Source organism: Dactylosporangium sp. CA-152071, from assembly GCF_050936335.1.
GTDB classification, from domain to species: domain Bacteria; phylum Actinomycetota; class Actinomycetes; order Mycobacteriales; family Micromonosporaceae; genus Dactylosporangium; species Dactylosporangium maewongense.
The window spans coordinates 5,549,528-5,564,298 of record NZ_JBNJMZ010000001.1 but is presented as its reverse complement, the minus strand read 5'-3'; the positions used below and the strand labels follow the sequence as shown (position 1 = coordinate 5,564,298).

17 protein-coding genes and 1 tRNA gene are annotated in these 14,771 nt (G+C 69.8%); 15 read left to right on the top strand and 3 right to left on the bottom strand.

The annotated features are described in order from the left end of the window. The first annotated feature begins 73 nt into the window (after positions 1–73). Both ACQEVZ_RS24860 and ACQEVZ_RS24855 read left to right on the top strand, forming a co-directional pair. On the top strand, positions 74–649 hold the full coding sequence (locus ACQEVZ_RS24860) for a TetR/AcrR family transcriptional regulator (RefSeq protein WP_433370558.1): 576 nt from the start codon (positions 74–76) through the stop codon (positions 647–649). A 90-nt stretch (positions 650–739) separates the two neighbouring features. Further along, positions 740–3,487, top strand: coding sequence for an Hsp70 family protein (locus tag ACQEVZ_RS24855; protein WP_433370555.1), 2,748 nt, complete (start codon positions 740–742; stop codon positions 3,485–3,487). A gap of 61 nt (positions 3,488–3,548) precedes the next feature. Here ACQEVZ_RS24855 and ACQEVZ_RS24850 read toward each other — a convergent pair whose 3' ends face one another. Beyond that, complete coding sequence (locus ACQEVZ_RS24850; protein ID WP_344509242.1) at positions 3,549–4,640, bottom strand: ABC transporter ATP-binding protein; 1,092 nt, start codon at positions 4,638–4,640, stop codon at positions 3,549–3,551. Between the two features lie 214 nt (positions 4,641–4,854). Here ACQEVZ_RS24850 and ACQEVZ_RS24845 point away from each other — a divergent pair. After that, positions 4,855–4,927 (top strand) — tRNA-Thr (locus ACQEVZ_RS24845). Between the two features lie 56 nt (positions 4,928–4,983). Here ACQEVZ_RS24845 and ACQEVZ_RS24840 read toward each other — a convergent pair. Further along, the gene (locus ACQEVZ_RS24840; RefSeq protein WP_433370551.1) at positions 4,984–6,591 is read right to left on the bottom strand and encodes a tyrosine-type recombinase/integrase; all 1,608 of its coding nucleotides are present in this window, start codon (positions 6,589–6,591) and stop codon (positions 4,984–4,986) included. Positions 6,592–6,593: 2 nt separating this feature from the next. Next, positions 6,594–7,460 carry a helix-turn-helix domain-containing protein gene (locus ACQEVZ_RS24835; RefSeq protein ID WP_433370548.1) on the bottom strand — a complete coding sequence of 289 codons (867 nt, stop codon included), beginning with the start codon at positions 7,458–7,460 and terminating at the stop codon, positions 6,594–6,596. Between the two features lie 149 nt (positions 7,461–7,609). On the opposite strand from ACQEVZ_RS24835, the gene ACQEVZ_RS24830 reads away from it, so the two are divergent. The 12 genes from ACQEVZ_RS24830 (at position 7,610) to ACQEVZ_RS24775 (ending at position 14,696) form a co-directional block, all read left to right on the top strand. After that, complete coding sequence (locus ACQEVZ_RS24830; RefSeq protein ID WP_433370545.1) at positions 7,610–7,852, top strand: DNA-binding protein; 243 nt, start codon at positions 7,610–7,612, stop codon at positions 7,850–7,852. A 458-nt stretch (positions 7,853–8,310) separates the two neighbouring features. Next, positions 8,311–8,553: a hypothetical protein gene (locus tag ACQEVZ_RS24825; RefSeq protein WP_433370542.1), complete on the top strand. Its 243-nt coding sequence runs from the start codon at positions 8,311–8,313 to the stop codon at positions 8,551–8,553. Continuing rightward, complete coding sequence (locus tag ACQEVZ_RS24820) at positions 8,550–10,385, top strand: DUF3987 domain-containing protein (protein WP_433370539.1); 1,836 nt, start codon at positions 8,550–8,552, stop codon at positions 10,383–10,385. The genes ACQEVZ_RS24825 and ACQEVZ_RS24820 overlap by 4 nt, the downstream gene beginning before the upstream one ends. 383 nt (positions 10,386–10,768) lie before the next feature. After that, the gene (locus ACQEVZ_RS24815; protein ID WP_433370536.1) at positions 10,769–11,122 is read left to right on the top strand and encodes a hypothetical protein; all 354 of its coding nucleotides are present in this window, start codon (positions 10,769–10,771) and stop codon (positions 11,120–11,122) included. After that, entirely contained in the window at positions 11,119–11,631 is a 513-nt protein-coding gene (locus ACQEVZ_RS24810; RefSeq protein WP_433370533.1) for a hypothetical protein, read from the top strand. Before ACQEVZ_RS24815 ends, ACQEVZ_RS24810 begins: the two co-directional genes overlap by 4 nt. Before the next feature lie 14 nt (positions 11,632–11,645). Further along, the gene (locus ACQEVZ_RS24805) at positions 11,646–12,023 is read left to right on the top strand and encodes a hypothetical protein (protein WP_433370530.1); all 378 of its coding nucleotides are present in this window, start codon (positions 11,646–11,648) and stop codon (positions 12,021–12,023) included. A 56-nt stretch (positions 12,024–12,079) separates the two neighbouring features. Next, positions 12,080–12,631: a hypothetical protein gene (locus tag ACQEVZ_RS24800; RefSeq protein ID WP_433370527.1), complete on the top strand. Its 552-nt coding sequence runs from the start codon at positions 12,080–12,082 to the stop codon at positions 12,629–12,631. After that, positions 12,628–12,864: a hypothetical protein gene (locus tag ACQEVZ_RS24795; RefSeq protein WP_433370524.1), complete on the top strand. Its 237-nt coding sequence runs from the start codon at positions 12,628–12,630 to the stop codon at positions 12,862–12,864. Before ACQEVZ_RS24800 ends, ACQEVZ_RS24795 begins: the two co-directional genes overlap by 4 nt. A gap of 128 nt (positions 12,865–12,992) precedes the next feature. Next, positions 12,993–13,208 (top strand): hypothetical protein, encoded by a 216-nt coding sequence (locus tag ACQEVZ_RS24790; RefSeq protein ID WP_433370521.1) that lies wholly within the window; start codon positions 12,993–12,995, stop codon positions 13,206–13,208. Then, positions 13,196–13,633: a helix-turn-helix domain-containing protein gene (locus tag ACQEVZ_RS24785; RefSeq protein ID WP_433370518.1), complete on the top strand. Its 438-nt coding sequence runs from the start codon at positions 13,196–13,198 to the stop codon at positions 13,631–13,633. Before ACQEVZ_RS24790 ends, ACQEVZ_RS24785 begins: the two co-directional genes overlap by 13 nt. Before the next feature lie 206 nt (positions 13,634–13,839). Then, positions 13,840–14,016, top strand: a complete 177-nt coding sequence (locus ACQEVZ_RS24780) for a hypothetical protein (protein ID WP_433370515.1) — start codon at positions 13,840–13,842, stop codon at positions 14,014–14,016. 5 nt (positions 14,017–14,021) lie between these two features. Next, positions 14,022–14,696, top strand: a complete 675-nt coding sequence (locus ACQEVZ_RS24775; protein ID WP_433370512.1) for a hypothetical protein — start codon at positions 14,022–14,024, stop codon at positions 14,694–14,696. Positions 14,697–14,771 lie beyond the last annotated feature (75 nt).

The following is a 14,771-nucleotide window of genomic DNA, read 5'->3' as shown; positions in this document are numbered from 1 at the left end:
GACGATGTCAGTCGCTGACATCACCGACCATAGCGCGTGATGTCAGGAGCTGTCATCACTAGACTCGTGAGCTATGGCACGCTGGGAGCCGGACGCGCGGGGACGCCTCATGTTGGCGGCGCTCGCGCTGTACACCGAACGCGGCTACGAACAGACCACCGTCGCCGACATCGCCCAGCGCGCCGGCGTCACGGAGCGCACGTTCTTCCGCCACTTCGCCGACAAGCGCGAGGTCCTCTTCGACGGCTCCGGGATGTTGCAGGACACCGTGGTCGCCGCGATCGCTGACGCTGCTGCTGCTGACGGGCCGCTCGACGTCGTCGGCGCCGCCATGGAACGCGCGGCTGTGTCGATGCAGGACCGCCGCGACTTCGCCCGCCAACGGGCCGCCATCATCGCCGCCACCCCGAGCCTGCACGAGCGTGAGCTGCTGAAACTCGCCACCCTCGGTACCGCGGCCGCCGCAGCGCTCCGAGACCGGGGCGTGCCGCCCGTTGCCGCCGCCCTCGCCGCCGAGCTCGGTGTGGCGGTCTTCAAGGTGGCGTTCGAGCAGTGGATCACCGACTCGCCGGACTTCCCGGCGTGCATCCGCGCCGCTCTCGATGAGCTCAGCGCACTGCACAGCCCATCACCCGCGCCGCGACCGTGACGAACGGCGGCACCAGCCGCACCAGGTCCTCGATGGTCGCCAAGATGTGAGGCTGAACGAACGATTTGGCGGCGCACCTAGGATGGGCCGGTGAATGAGCCTCAGCAGGGCTTCGCGATCGGCGTCGACCTCGGCACGTCCAACACGGTGGCCGTGGTGCGCTGGCCCGACGGCCGCACGCGGCCGCTGCTGGTCGACGGCGCGCCGATCATGCCGTCCGGGGTGTACGTCGACGAGCACGGCAGGCTGCACGTCGGCCGTGACGCGGCCCGGCTCGCGGGGCTCGACCCGTCGCGCTTCGAGCCCAACCCGAAGCGCCGCATCGACGAGCCGACCGTCCTGCTCGGCGACCGCGAGATCCCGACCGTCGACCTGCTCGCCGCCATCCTCGCCGCCGTCGCCCGCGCGGCCGTGGAGGCGGTCGGGTTCCTGCCCACGGCGGTCCTGACCTACCCGGCGGCGTGGGGCGCCCGCCGCCGCGACACCCTCGCCACCGCCGCCCGGCGCGCGGGCTGGCCGCCGGTCATGCTGGTCCCGGAGCCGGTGGCCGCCGCCCGCTATTTCGCCGATGTACTGCGCCGCCCCGTTCCTGTCGGCTCCGCCCTCGCGGTGTTCGACTTCGGCGGCGGCACGCTCGACATCGCCGTCGTCCGCAACGACAACGGCCGCTTCACGGTCATCGGCTCCGGCGGCGTCGAGGACCTCGGCGGCCTCGACATCGACGCGGCGCTGGTCGAGCACCTCGGGCAGGTCATCGCCGGGTTCGCGCCCGCGACCTGGGACGCGCTGCGCAACCCGATGACGACGACGCAGCGCCGGGACCGCCGGCTCTTCTGGGACGACATCCGTGGCGCGAAGGAGATGCTGTCCCGCTCCACCGTCGCGCCGATCACCGTGCCCGGCGCGGACCAGGCGATCCACCTCACGCGCGAGGAGCTGGACCGGGTCGTCGGGCCGCTGATCCACCGCGCTGTCTGGGAGACCGGATCGGTGATCGCGTCCGCGGGCCTGCGGGGCGACCAGCTCGCCGGGCTGTTCCTGGTCGGGGGATCGTCCCGGCTGCCGCTGGCGGCGAGGCAGTTGCATGCTCAGTTGGGGATTGCGCCGACTGTACTGGAGCAGCCGGAGCTTCCTGTCGCCGAAGGGGCGCTGGCTGAGGTGGCGCCGCCGCCCGCGCAGGTGGGGTTCGGCGGCGCCGAGGTGACCTCCGCGACCGGCTACGGCGCCAGCCCGACCGGCTTCATGGCTGGTTCCCCGGCTGGTTCTCCGGTCGGTTCGCCGGCTCATCCTTCGACTGGTGCTTTTGGTGGCGCGCCGTCCGCTCCGGTGTCGCCGGGGTTCGGGGCGCCGACGTCCGGCGGGCCCGCGCCGACCGGCAGGCCCGCGCCGGCCGGCTTTCCGATGTCGGCGGCGCAGGTCATCCCGCCCGGTCAGTACGGTGCGACCGCTCCGCCGACCGAGTCCATCTCCATTCCTCCTGGTGATCCTCCGCGCCGTTCCCGCCGGGGCCTGCTCGTCGCCGGTATCGCCGCGGTCGTCGTACTCGCCCTCGTGGCCGCCGGCAGCTGGTTCTGGTTCTTCCGCGACGGCAACACCGCCGTCGACTTCGCCACCCTGAAGGCCGAGAAGTCGTTCGAGATGGACGACCCCTCGAAGATCGACGCCACCCTGTCGGTCACGCTCAACGAGCGCGCCGTCATCGGCTGGCAGGTCGACAAGCAGTTCTTCGTTCAGGCCATCGACCTCGACGGCATGAAGGCCGCCTGGTCGAAGGTCACCCTCGACGGCAACTACAGCAAGTGGAGCCTCGCGGCGTACCAGGGCGGCATCGTCGTCACCGCCACCGGCTCGGACCCCGGCAAGATGTTCCTGCTGGACTGGAAGAGCGGCAAGAAGCTCTGGGACGCCCCGTTCAACTCCTACGATGAGCTCTATGGTCTCGGCCCGGTGCTGGCGATCCACCGGTACGAGGGGAAGAAGATCGAGACGGTCACCTGGGCCGGCAAGGACAGCTGGAGCCGGCCCGACCACGCCAAGGGCTCCGCCATCTACAGCCAGACCAGGAACACGGACCTCCGCGGCCCGGGCAACTTCGCCGGCGCGCCCGCCGTCCGCGACATGAAGGCCCGCGACGACCTCGTCAGCGTCGACGGCGACGACACGATCCGCCTCATCAAGGCCTCCGACGGCTCTGACATCCGCAGCTGGAACAACATCGGCGAGTACGGCGCCAAGTACCTCGCCCACGAGGACAAGCTGTTCGTCGCGGGCGGCAGCACCAAGTACAAGGTCAGCGTCTACGACCTGACCACATCTGGTCAGCCGGCGCAGATCTACAGCTTCTCCAACGACAAGGTCCAGGTCGTCGACATGGCCCCGTGCGCCGATGACCGGCTGTGCCTCATCGACGGCCCGTCCGGTGGCAAGGAGAACAAGGTCCGCGCCATCTCCGTCGCCGAGAAGAAGCAGGTCTGGGAGGCTCCCGCTCCTGGCTCGACGGTGCTCATCCCCGCCGGTCGCCAGCTGTTCGCCACCGACTGGGACAAGCCCGCCAGCGTGCTGCTCTCGCTCGACGGCAAGCAGGTGCTGCGCGACGAGGACAAGGCCTCCTACGGCGTCCGCGTGACGGCCGGCAGCCTGATGTTCTTCACCGGCACCCTGAGTGCTTCCTCCGCCTACGACGTCTCGCTCGTCGGCGTCACGTCGTCCTCCGGCGAGCGGATCGCCCTGGGCCCGCTGTCCTCGAAGGTGGCCGGCCTGAGCTGCTCGTGGAACGCCTCCGTGATCCTGTGCGCGTCGGAGGGCAGGTTCCAGGTGTGGCGGTTCGCCGCTTCCTGACGGTTCTCATGGAAAGGGCCGGCTCTCCTATGGAGAACCGGCCCTTTCGCTATGTGCTAGTTCAGATGCGCAGGCCCGTCGCGGCGTTGAACGCGTGGTGCGTGTTGACGTGCGGCCGGACGTACACGATCTCCGTCAGGCGCGGCGTGCGGCGTGGGTCGGCCCGGACGACGAAGCGCTCGTCCTGGCCGTCGAGCGCGACGGTGCCGTGCACGTACGCGTCCGAGCCCAGCTCCTCGACCAGGTCGACGGTGATCGGGATGCCACCGTCGTTGGGGCCGACCAGGTCCGTGTCCTCGGGGCGGAACCCGACCGTGACGCGGTTGCCGCCACCGTCGGCCTGCGCCGCGGAGATCTGCTGCGGGGTCAGCGGCAGCGTGACGTCGCCGAAGCGGCCGCCCTTCTCCGTCAGCGGCACCGTCTTGATGTTCATCGCCGGCGAGCCCATGAAGCCCGCGACGAAGACGTTGGCCGGACGGTCGTACAGCGCACGCGGGCTGTCGACCTGCTGCAGCACGCCATCCAGCAGCACGGCGACCCGGTGACCCATGGTCATGGCCTCGACCTGGTCGTGCGTGACGTACACGGTGGTGATGCCGAGCTTCGCCTGCAGCGTGGCGATCTGCGAACGCGTCTGCACACGCAGCTTCGCGTCGAGGTTCGACAGCGGCTCATCCATGAGGAAGACCTGCGGCTCACGCACGATCGCGCGACCCATGGCGACACGCTGCCGCTGACCACCGGACAGCGCCTTCGGCTTACGGCCGAGGTAGTCCTCCAGCTGCAGCATCGCCGCGGCTTCCTTCACCCGCCGGTCGATCTCGTGCTTCGGCGTCTTGCGCAGCTTCAGCGCGAACGCCATGTTCTCGTACACCGTCATGTGCGGGTACAGCGCGTAGTTCTGGAACACCATCGCGATGTCACGAGCCTTGGGCGGCAGGTGCGTGACGTTGCGGTCGTTGATCAGGATGTCCCCGGCGTCGACATCTTCGAGGCCGGCGAGCATGCGGAGCGAGGTCGACTTCCCGCAGCCCGACGGGCCGACGAGGACGAGGAACTCCCCGTCACCGATCTCGAGGTTCAGCTGGTCAACAGCGGGACGCGGCGTCCCCGGGTAGATCCGGGACGCTTTCGCGTACGTGACCGTAGCCATGACAGAGTGCCACCTTCCACCGGCAGGAACGTGCCGGACGATCCGAGTAGAAGCCCCAGGCAGCGTCACTGCACACCCAGAGTTCCCGTAACACTAGGCGCCGTTCACCGCTCTGCCAAGGTCGCCAGCCCTTTTTGCCCACTTTGCTGCCAACCCGCCCGACCCGTATGTCGGAGGCAAGCCCCCCGCCCGGCCCGGTAGGATCAGCCCACCAGCCGACGTGGCGCAATTGGTAGCGCACCCGACTTGTAATCGGAAGGTTGCGGGTTCAAGTCCCGCCGTCGGCTCTTGCTAGACCCATGCCGACCTGGGGTTTCTGTTTCCGCTCGATCTGTGGCATCGATCAGGCGCCCGAATCGGAGACCAAACGGAGACCACCGGGACCACCGTGACCGCCCGCGGCGGCCTTCCGCGGGACGATCGCGGCGGTCGCTTCCGCCGCTTCGCGAGCCACCTCGGCGAAGACGTGGCCGTAGGTGTCGTCCGTGATCTTGCGTGACGAGTGGCCGAGCATCTCCGAAATAATCTTGGTGTCGATGCCCGCGGCCTTCGCCAGCGTCGCCGCGCCATGCCGTAGATCGTGCAGCCGGATCGGGGGCAGGTCGGCCGCGGCGACGAGTTCGCCGAACAGGTCCGTCAGCCACGGCGGGTTGAGCTCCGACCCGTCCTCCCGCGTGAACACCCGGCCCGAGTCGACCCACGCGGCGCCCCACTTGAGGCGGTCCTCGCGCTGCTGTCGCCGGTGCGCCTTGAGGGCCAGGCACGTCGCCTTGTCGAGCGCCACGTCGCGGTCGCCGGCGTCGGACTTCGGCCGACCCGCGCCGACCTTGCCTGCGGCGGAGAACAACTGCTCGGCGATCGTCGCGACACCGTCGTCCAGGTCGAGATCGACCCAGCGCAGGCCGCAGGCTTCACCGCGACGCAGGCCGACGAACGTGACAAGGTGGAAGAGGGCATAGAGCCGGTGCTCGGTGATGCTGTCAAGGAACGCGCCGGTTTGGGCCGCAGTCCACACCATGACCGGGCTCGGTCGTTCCCGTTCCTCGAGCGCCGCGATCTCGTCAGCCAGGCGGGCGGCCTCGGGGCGGTCGCGCCGGGCGAGCGCCTCAGCCCGCGCAGCCTCCTTGGCGGTGATAGCGGCACGGATCTCCTGCCAGCGGGCAACCCGCTCCCGCGTCCAGACCAGCCCCTTCGGCCGCTTGCCTGATTCGAGCTTCACGAGCTTCGCCACGTTCGTGACGATGAGCTGTTCGTTTAGCGCGTCGGTCAGCGCCGACCGGAGCGTGGCCCGGATGCGCTGCTTCGTCGCCGGCCCCACAGGCTTGCGGTAGCGCAGTGCGCGCCGTTCATCCTTGGTGCCGTTCGCGCGGACCTCGGCGAGGCGCTCATTGAAGTCGTCGATGTCGTCGAACATCGCCGACACGTGCTTAACGCGGAGCTTGTCCATCTCGATCGGCCCGAGAGCTGGCTTCAGGTAGATCCGGATGTTGCTCTCGTAGCCGGCCCACGTGGTCGGCCGGATGTCCTTCTTGCTCTCAAGCCATCCGTCGAGAAATTCGCCGACCGTGACGCGGCTCGCGATCGGCTGCCCGGTGCGGACGCGCCGACGGATGTCCTCGGCCGCGGGCAGAGGCGCGTGCTGCTTCAACGCCTCGTCGACGAGCTGCATGATCTGCGCTCGATCCGGGGCGCCGAGGTCTCCGGGCGCGGGGATCGCCAGCAGCTCGACGACGGCCTTTCCCTCGGCGAGTGCGTCGCCCTCGGTCCGGTGGGCGCCACGCTTCACAACCCGGCGTTTCTCCGTGGTGGAGTCGGTCGGCATCTCGATCCGCCAGGACCACGACCCGTGCCGCGGGTTGAGAGAGCCGTCGGCACGACGGAACTGCGGGCACTTCTGGCCCAGTTCGCGGCCGCCTGCATCGCGGCACCTGCAGCGCTTGAACGTCGACACCCTCACGAGTCGCTGTCTCCATCGTCCGATGCGTCGGCGTCGGACTCGAAGTTCTGGGCGAACTCCTGCGCCTCGCGGATGCGGGCGCCGTCACCTGGCCGGTACTCCCTGCCGGTGCGGAGGGCTGCCCAGTCGACGAACTTCAGATCGCCGGGATGCTCGGCAGCGTAAGCGTCCGCCTGCTCTGGCGTCATGAAGACGTGCCGCTTCTCGTCGATGTGCCGCTCGTCTGCGGCGAGTTCTGGCGGCGTAAGTCCGTGCCGGCGCATCTCCGCGCGCTTCTCCCGCAACCTGAACAGCACTGCGGTTGCGCGGGCGAGTTCCTTCTCCCGCTTGCGCTCGTCCTCGTCCGGGGGGTACAGGCGGCCGATGAGCACGTCGTGGTACTCGCTCATCAGCGCGTCGTGGGAGCGGTAGAGCTCGATGGGGGTTGCGGCCGAATTCCAGGCGTTGCCGTCGGTGATCAGCGGCCGAGCGCTGCTCTCCAGCTCCTGGGCTGCCGGGCGGCCGTCATCGCGGACGTGAAGGTCGCCCATGAACCAGCGCGCGGCATCCCAGGTGTCGATCCGTCGGCGGGGCACGACGGGTGATTCGGCGTCGGTGCCGATCGGGAACGCGAGCATGATCGGCGGGACGTCCAGTGCGGCAGCGAGGACGGTCAGCTCGTCGACGGTGATGTCCCGTCGGCGTTCGCCCTTCGGTCCGCGGCGGCCGGTCTCGATGTTGGCGACGGCCGGACCGGTGAGTGCCGGGTAGCCGAGTTGAGCGCATCTTTCGGCGAGCTGCTCGCGGGTGATGCTGCGGCTCTTTCGGATCCGGACGATCCGGCGGGCGATGACGTCGCTGAGGTTCTCTTCGTTTGCACTCATGATTTAGACACGTTACGCCTGATGTTGCTTCATGTCGATCAGGCGCGTACGCTACTAGCAGGGCGTATCCGCATCGCCCGTTTTTTCGATCTGAGGCACGTGTCGTTTGCGTTCACAACGTGTCGTTTTCATGAGTTGGAGGTACGCGAATGGCCCGAACAGTCCGCTGGACCCGCGAGCGGCTCATTGCCCTCGGCGTCCGCACCGACCTGGTCACCGCCGGCGCAGCGCTCGGGATCGGCCGAACCACAGCGCATGCGCTTGCGCGTCGCGGTGAGTTCCCGGTTCCGGTGCTGCGCTTGGGCAACAAGTACGTGGTGCCTACTGCACCCCTGTTCGCGCTGCTCAATGTTGATGTTGAGCCCCGCAAGGAAGAGCCCTCGGTCGCCTGAATACGGAACTCGACAACCCCCGATGTCGATGTCCCCGCCCGGCCGAGACCACCCGCCAGTCGGCAGAGATCCCCAAACACGAACGGGCCGGGCCCCCCGGCCCGGCGCCGCCACCAACGTCCTGAAGGACGCCACATCACCGATGAGAATTCTAACCACGCCTAGCCCGATCGGGAATGCCAACAATCGGAGCCGGCACAAGAACCTCCCCACCGTGCCCGCATCCCTACTGGCGCCCAGCGGCAGACGAACCCGATGGGCGATCATCACCGCACTCTGCCCGCTCGGCTACGGAGGGCGGCACCTCCACTTCGGCGACGCGCTCATCCTGACCGCAGTCCGACGCGCGGGGTGCGGCAGGGGTCGCTACCTGGTGAAAGCGGCCCGGACGTACAGGCGGGCCGCATGACTACCGCGCACGTAGCGGCGCCCCGCGCCCACCTTGCCCGGCGGCAGCCGTGAACGACATCATCACGTCCCACCCCACGCGGCCCCACGCCGACACCGGCATCGAGGGTGGCGACCCCTGCGTCCACCGATTCCACGCACCCGGCCCCACCGACGCGCACCGGCGCAACGTCCGGGGACTCGACCGGCACCTCTGCCTCGCCGACGCGCCGACCGAACCTGGCGAACCCATCGACTGGACCCAGACCGCACTGTCGTGGGAGCAGCGCGAACACCAGGGGTGCGCTGCATGAGCCGCGGATTCGGCAACGACACGTGGGTGCCCGGCGACCCGCTGGACAACGCGCCGCCCAAGAGCAACCGCCCCCGCGTCATCGACGCCGCCCGGCTCGCCGAGTCCCTCGCGCTGATGCAGCGCACCAACGAACTCATCGGCGAACCGGTCAAGGCCCCGGCGCACCCCGCCCCGACGCAGCGCGAAGACGGGCACCGCCGCGCACAGGCCGACCGGGACGACGACGAATGGGAGCGCACCCTCGCGGGCGAGGCGCCCGCCGAGGACGACCCGGGACCACCCGACGCCGACAAGGACACCGTCCGGCGCGACGACGGCGGCAGCGAGCAGGGGCACACGGACCCCGACGCGATCCCGTCCACCGTCGCGGCCGTCCGGAAGGCACACGCCCTCCTCGGCCGATTCGCGGGGATGGACGCGATGGTCCCGCCGGCCAGAGTCGTTGACGAGATCGTCGCCCTGCTGTACCGAGCGGCCAATCCCGACGGGAAGGACGGGGCGGTGCCACTCCGCCGCGCACCCGAATACCCGACCAAGTGGCTGCCCCCCGTCATGCAGGCCCAGCTCGACGCCATCGGCGCGCTTCCGATGGCGGCAGTGGCGGGAGCGCTGCTCGGGTGCGGATCGGCAGCGTCCATGATGAGCCGCCTCGTCATCGACGACACCCGCCGCGTCGTCCCCACCCTGTGGATCCCGTCCATCGGGGACGCCGGATCGGGGAAGACCCCAGCGGCCGACCTCGCCTGGAAGCCGTACCGCAGCCACGCCGAACGGGCAGCGCTGAGGTACGTCGCCGAGATGAAGGCGTGGAAAGACCTCGACCCCAGGGACCGGCGGATCATGCCGAAGCCGGTCAACTCGTCGAAGCTGTCCGAGGACACCACCGTCGAGATGCTGGCCCGCAAACTCAACGGCAACGGCGAGTGCATCGCACTGGTGCCGGACGAACTGACGACCGTCCTCGACGGCATCGGCCAGTACAAGCAGCGCGGCGGCGGCGTGGGCAGCGACAAGGCCCGCTTCCTCGCCCTGTGGTCCGGGAAGTCGTGGACCTACGAGCGGGTGGGGAAGGACGACGACCCGCTGTTCATCCACATCGCCAACCCCGTCATGCCCGTGTTCGGAACGATCCAGCCCGAGTTCGTCAGCCGTCTCGGAGATGCCGCGTCCGACATGCAGCCGCGCTGGTTGCCGCACTGGAGCGAAGGGCTGAGCGGCACCGAGACCGGCCGTACCGCATTCGAGTGGGAGGCGGCACTCCGTGTTCTGCTCCACGACCTGGAGCGGCCCCGGGCCTGGGGCATGCCGCGTGACTGCGACGCCCGTCGGGAGTTGCTGGCCGCCGAGGAACGGTGGGCCACCGAGCGGGCCGACATCACCCAGACCGCGGCGTCGACGTCGTTCCTCGCGAAGGGCGGCGAGCACGCGGCCCGGATCGCGCTGGTGCTGGCCGAGGTGTGCGCGGCCGGGGAAGCTGCCAGCCGCGGCGAGAGCAAGGTGACAACGGGTGTGATCCCGCTGTGGGCCGTCCGGGCTGCTGTCGAGGTCGTCGACTACTGCGCGGCCGTGTGGCGGATGTTGCCCGACACTCAGGCGCCGCTGTCGAGGTCGTGGGCTGAGGCCCGGATCGCCGAGAAGGACGGCGTGCTGAACGCGTGGCTGCGCAAGCACGGCGGGCAGGCGACCAAGCGGGAGATTCAGCGGGCCGGGGTCGCTGGGGCGAAGACGATGGATGACGCCCAGGCGTTGGTCGACCGGCACGTTGCCGTCTACGGCGAGGACGCCGCAGTGCTGGGCTCCAGGGGCTCGATCGTGGTTTACGCGCGATGAGCGGCCACTACAGAGCGTGCCTGTCACCTGTCGGGTCGGACCTGCGACCTGTCGGGTGTCACCTGACAGGTCGGGTCCGTCTGGGAGTGCTCTCACGTACGCGTAGATCTGAGGGTAAAACTACTCTCCGTATATCACAGCCCCTCGGTTCACTCACTGTAGGTAGGGGCGTGAGTCCTAGTACACGTCTCCACCTGTCAGGTAGACGCGCCGTACCCGACAGAACCCGACAGGTGACAGGTCGCCCGACACAACCACACACCGTCACCACAGCCTCAAAGCGCTGGGAACAGCGCACGCCGAAGGCCCGAACGGACCGTCATCGCCCCGTTCCTCGACGCGCTCTTAAAGACCGCAACCACCGACCACGAAGGAGTCACGCCGTGACCTACACCTACCCGCCCAGCCTCGACCACGACGGCTGCTGCACCGACCCCACCTGCCGCGCCCTCGGCGAGTGGCTCGACCTCATCGCCGCCGACCTCAACGCGACCGGCCACCACCAGCCCGCCGAGCAGGTCCGCGCCGCCAAGACCGACCAGGACTTAACCGACGCCGCGGACCACCTCGATGCCATCGCCGGCGCCGCTGACGACCCCGACCTGTACGACCGGCTCAGCGTCCACGCCCGGATGCTGCGCCGCATGGCCGGGATCTACGACCCGCCGCCCGCCTACCCGTCGATCGACGACCGCACGCAGCTCTGCGACTGGAGCGGTGAGGTGTACGCGCCATGAGCCTGCCCACCATCACCGGCACCGGCCAGTTGCTCGGCGACCCGAAGACCGGCCCGACCCGCACCGGCGGCACCTGGACCAACTGCGTCGTCAAGTTCCAAGCGTGGCGGAAGGGCGTCGACGGCTGGGAGGAAGGCGATGCGGTCGTTGCAGCCGTCATCACCTTCGATGACGAGGCGGGTCGCATCCTCTCCGGACTCGGCAAGGGCGACAGCATCACCGTCACCGGCACCGCCACCGTCGGCCTCTGGAAAGACACGGCGCAGTTGCGGATCACGGCCGACACGATCGCGCTCCCGGTGCGCCGTGCGAAGGGTGGGGACCAGCCCCCACCCTCGGCTTCTTCCCGGCGCCGCGAAGAAGCCCCGGCTACCGAGTGGCCTAAGCCCGCCGTTCCCGGCCAGGTCACTGGCCTGCACCAGCCGCTGACTGGTGCAGGCCAGCGCGGGCCAAGCGCCGTCCTCGTCAACCTGCGACAGCACGCCGATCGTCGGCGGAACGCCTCATGAACACGGAGACCAGCATGACCGCCACACCGAGAGCCGCCAGCATCTACGGCGAGTTCACCGCCCGCGAGCGCCGGATCGTCGTCGCGTTCGAACGCGCCACCGACCCGCTGTACGACACCCTCGACTGCGCCGACACCAGTGAGGCGTACACCCTCATGTCCCAGCAGTACGGCGTCGTCCAGACCCTCGACGCGTGCCGACGCAACCGGCATTTCCTCGCCGAGCTCGGCGACTGCGTCGAGTCGCTCGACGAGCAACTGCGGGAGGGCGGCGCCGAGCTGAGCATCGCCGCCGGTCTGTTCCTCGCCGCCGAGGCCAGCCAATACCAGACGAAGCGGGCAGGCGTCGAGCGCTGCCTGCTCGATGCCCTGCTCGGCCCTGCCGGGCGCTGAACCACATGCCACCTGGGGCCCAGATCCACGGGCCCCTCGTCAAGAAAGGACACGGGGTGACCATGACCACGGACAACCCTGACCAGGGAAAGAGCAAGCGCGGACGCGGCGGTAACGGGCGATTCGTCCGCACCGACGACACTGCCGTTCAGGACGCCGAGGCGTGCCGCCTTCGCAGCGACGGAGTCGGCTACCAGGAGATCGCCGACCGGTTCGGGTACGCCAATGCGTCGTCGGCGTGGAAGGCGGTGAACCGCGCGCTGAAGGCGACGGTCGCCGAGCCGGCCGCGCGTCTGCGGGCATTGGAGCTCCTGCGCCTCGATGCCGCGCTCATCGAGGCGTTCAAGATCATGCGGGCGGATCACGTCGCGCATTCCAACGGCCGCGTGATCATGGACCCTGCCGATCCGACGAAGCCGCTACTCGACCCTGGGCCGAAGCTGCAGGCAATCGACAAGATCGTCAAGGTCAGCGAGAGCCGCCGGAAGCTCATCGGCATGGATGCCCCCATGAAGGTGGACCTCCCGACCGCTGCCCAGGTCGAGGCGGAGATCGCCCGCCGTGCCGCCGAGCTCGGCATCGGCAACACCGAGGGGGACGAGCAGTGACCATCGACAACCTGCCCATCTGCGACGCCGGCCGCTGCTCGGTGATCCTCGACGCGCTTGCCGCGCGGGACGACCGGATCAGCGGCAACCTGGCCGCCGTCGTGGCCGCAGCCATCGAAGCGACCCTCACGGACTTCGGCGTCGACCACGCCGACACGACCGTCCGGGCGGCGCTTGCAGGCCACCTGGCGCGCCTCGGCGGCACCGCCACCGATCCGGGCAAGGTGACGTGACCACCGGGAACCCCTCCCCGGTGGGTGCCAACCAGAACCGCGACGGCGCCCGACGTCGAGCACGGCCCCGGCGCGACCATCTGGGGAGGTTCGCTCGCCGCCCCTCGGAGCATGTCGAGCCGGCAACGATGGCCGCCCTCCTGCGGGCGGTCGCGCTCGGCGACGACGAGGGCGTCCGCGTCATCGTCGGCACGTGCGACCCGCAGCGGTTGATCGATCGCCTCCTTGAGGCCGTGTTGCTCCTGGGGCAGAGCCGGTATGGCTCCCGGGAGGGCATGGCCGCGTCCATGAGTGACCTGCTCGGCTGGCTGGTGGTAAACGAGGTCAGCAGATGGCGGACCTGACCGGCTCGCCGCGACCGGGGCGGGGGCATCTGGTCGCCCCGGTCGCGGGGTTCCCTGCGTTCGTGCTCGCGATCCTCCTTGACGAGCACATGCCGGCCCGGCTGGTGAGCCTGGCAAAGCTGGTCGAGAAGGGTCACCTGCCTCCGAGCCGTCTTACCGCGACCCGCGAGACGTGGGCTGCGATCCGGGCTGCTGGCGAGGAGTGGAAGCACAGCGCTTCCGCTGGCGGAAGCACGGAAGCCCTGCCTGCGGAAATGCCCTCACGATCATCCCAGGAGATCGACACCGCCACGGCCGCCGACCTGCTGCGCGTCACGGAGTCCCGTGTTCGGCAGCTGGCCCGGTCCGGTGACATCGCCGCCCGCAAGGTCGGAGGTGTGTGGCTGGTCGATCGATCCGAGATCGAGATGAGGAGGGCAGCGTGACCAGCACGTTCGACAGGTTGGTTGAGTCATACCGAGTTCGCGGGCTAAGCGCGGAAGCCGCTCGCCGAGCCGCGATCGGCCGGGACGGCTTCACCGAGTCCAACGCCCGAGCGGAGTTCGACCGGAACGACCGGCTCCGCGTGGCTGAGGCCGCTGCTGCTGCTGCTGCGGTTCGCGCCCCGGTCGGGCCGTCGCCCGACCTCGCGATGGAGACTGTCGCGGTGGCGGAGGCCGCCCGCCGGCAGCTCGGCATGGACGAGCCGTCCTCGCGCAAGTACGCGATCAGTCTGCAGGAGCGGGAGATGCGCCGCGGCGGTCACGAGCACGCCGCCCGCTGGCAGAAGGCGTTCGCCGTGGCCCTGCGCGAGTCGGCCGCAGCGTGACCGGCGTGACCGAGTCCCGGTGGGTGCTCAAGCCGGTCCCGCCGAAGCCGACGCCGGACGAGGCGGCCGAGGCGCTCGCCGCCGCGGAGTCCTCGCTGTCCCGGTGGACTGCCGACAGCGACGAGCGGACCCGGGCCGCGGAGGTCGCCGCCGCCGAGCTGGCCGAAGCTGAGGCTGTCGCCGGCGACGCAGCCTACGAGACCCCTGACAACCTGGACCAGCTCGGCGATGATCTGATCCGTCGGCGTACCCAGCTTGAGGTCAGCCACCGTGCTGTGACGGCCGCGCACGGCCGCGTTGACGTGGCCCGCCGAGAGGTGCTGACCGCCCGCGCTCTCGACGCCCGGACCCGTGCGGATCGTCTCCGTTCGGTTGCCGCCGCCCGTCAGGCCCGCACCGACCAGCTGATCGCCGAGGTCAACGCGTTCGAGCAGACCAGCTTCACCGCGTCGCCGTTCACCGACTCGGCGGCGCCTATGCCGCTAACGAAGCGGATGCTGCACCGCGCCGAGTGGCTCGACGGACAGGCCGACGACCTCGCCCGCGCCGCCGAGACCGCCAACCGGGAGCAGCTCGCCGCGGCAGTGGCCCGGCCGCCGCTGCCGCTGGAGGCCGTCGAGGAGCAAGCGTTCGGGTCCGCCTTCGACTCCACTGAACGGCCGGTCCCGGCCACTTCCTGAACTGCGCGCCCGGCGCGCCCCTGGGATTCCTCCTTGTCCCCGGGGCGGGGCGCGCCGGGCGTGCATCGTACGCAC

Bases quoted from the DNA above. Each gene is read 5' to 3' on its own strand.
- ACQEVZ_RS24860 (WP_433370558.1), top strand. From the start codon at position 74: ATGGCACGCTGGGAGCCGGACGCGCGGGGACGCCTCATGTTGGCGGCG.
- ACQEVZ_RS24850 (WP_344509242.1), bottom strand. From the start codon at position 4,640: ATGGCTACGGTCACGTACGCGAAAGCGTCCCGGATCTACCCGGGGACG.
- ACQEVZ_RS24835 (WP_433370548.1), bottom strand. From the start codon at position 7,460: ATGAGTGCAAACGAAGAGAACCTCAGCGACGTCATCGCCCGCCGGATC.
- ACQEVZ_RS24830 (WP_433370545.1), top strand. From the start codon at position 7,610: ATGGCCCGAACAGTCCGCTGGACCCGCGAGCGGCTCATTGCCCTCGGC.
- ACQEVZ_RS24820 (WP_433370539.1), top strand. From the start codon at position 8,550: ATGAGCCGCGGATTCGGCAACGACACGTGGGTGCCCGGCGACCCGCTG.
- ACQEVZ_RS24810 (WP_433370533.1), top strand. From the start codon at position 11,119: ATGAGCCTGCCCACCATCACCGGCACCGGCCAGTTGCTCGGCGACCCG.
- ACQEVZ_RS24805 (WP_433370530.1), top strand. From the start codon at position 11,646: ATGACCGCCACACCGAGAGCCGCCAGCATCTACGGCGAGTTCACCGCC.
- ACQEVZ_RS24790 (WP_433370521.1), top strand. From the start codon at position 12,993: ATGGCCGCCCTCCTGCGGGCGGTCGCGCTCGGCGACGACGAGGGCGTC.
- ACQEVZ_RS24785 (WP_433370518.1), top strand. From the start codon at position 13,196: ATGGCGGACCTGACCGGCTCGCCGCGACCGGGGCGGGGGCATCTGGTC.
- ACQEVZ_RS24780 (WP_433370515.1), top strand. From the start codon at position 13,840: ATGGAGACTGTCGCGGTGGCGGAGGCCGCCCGCCGGCAGCTCGGCATG.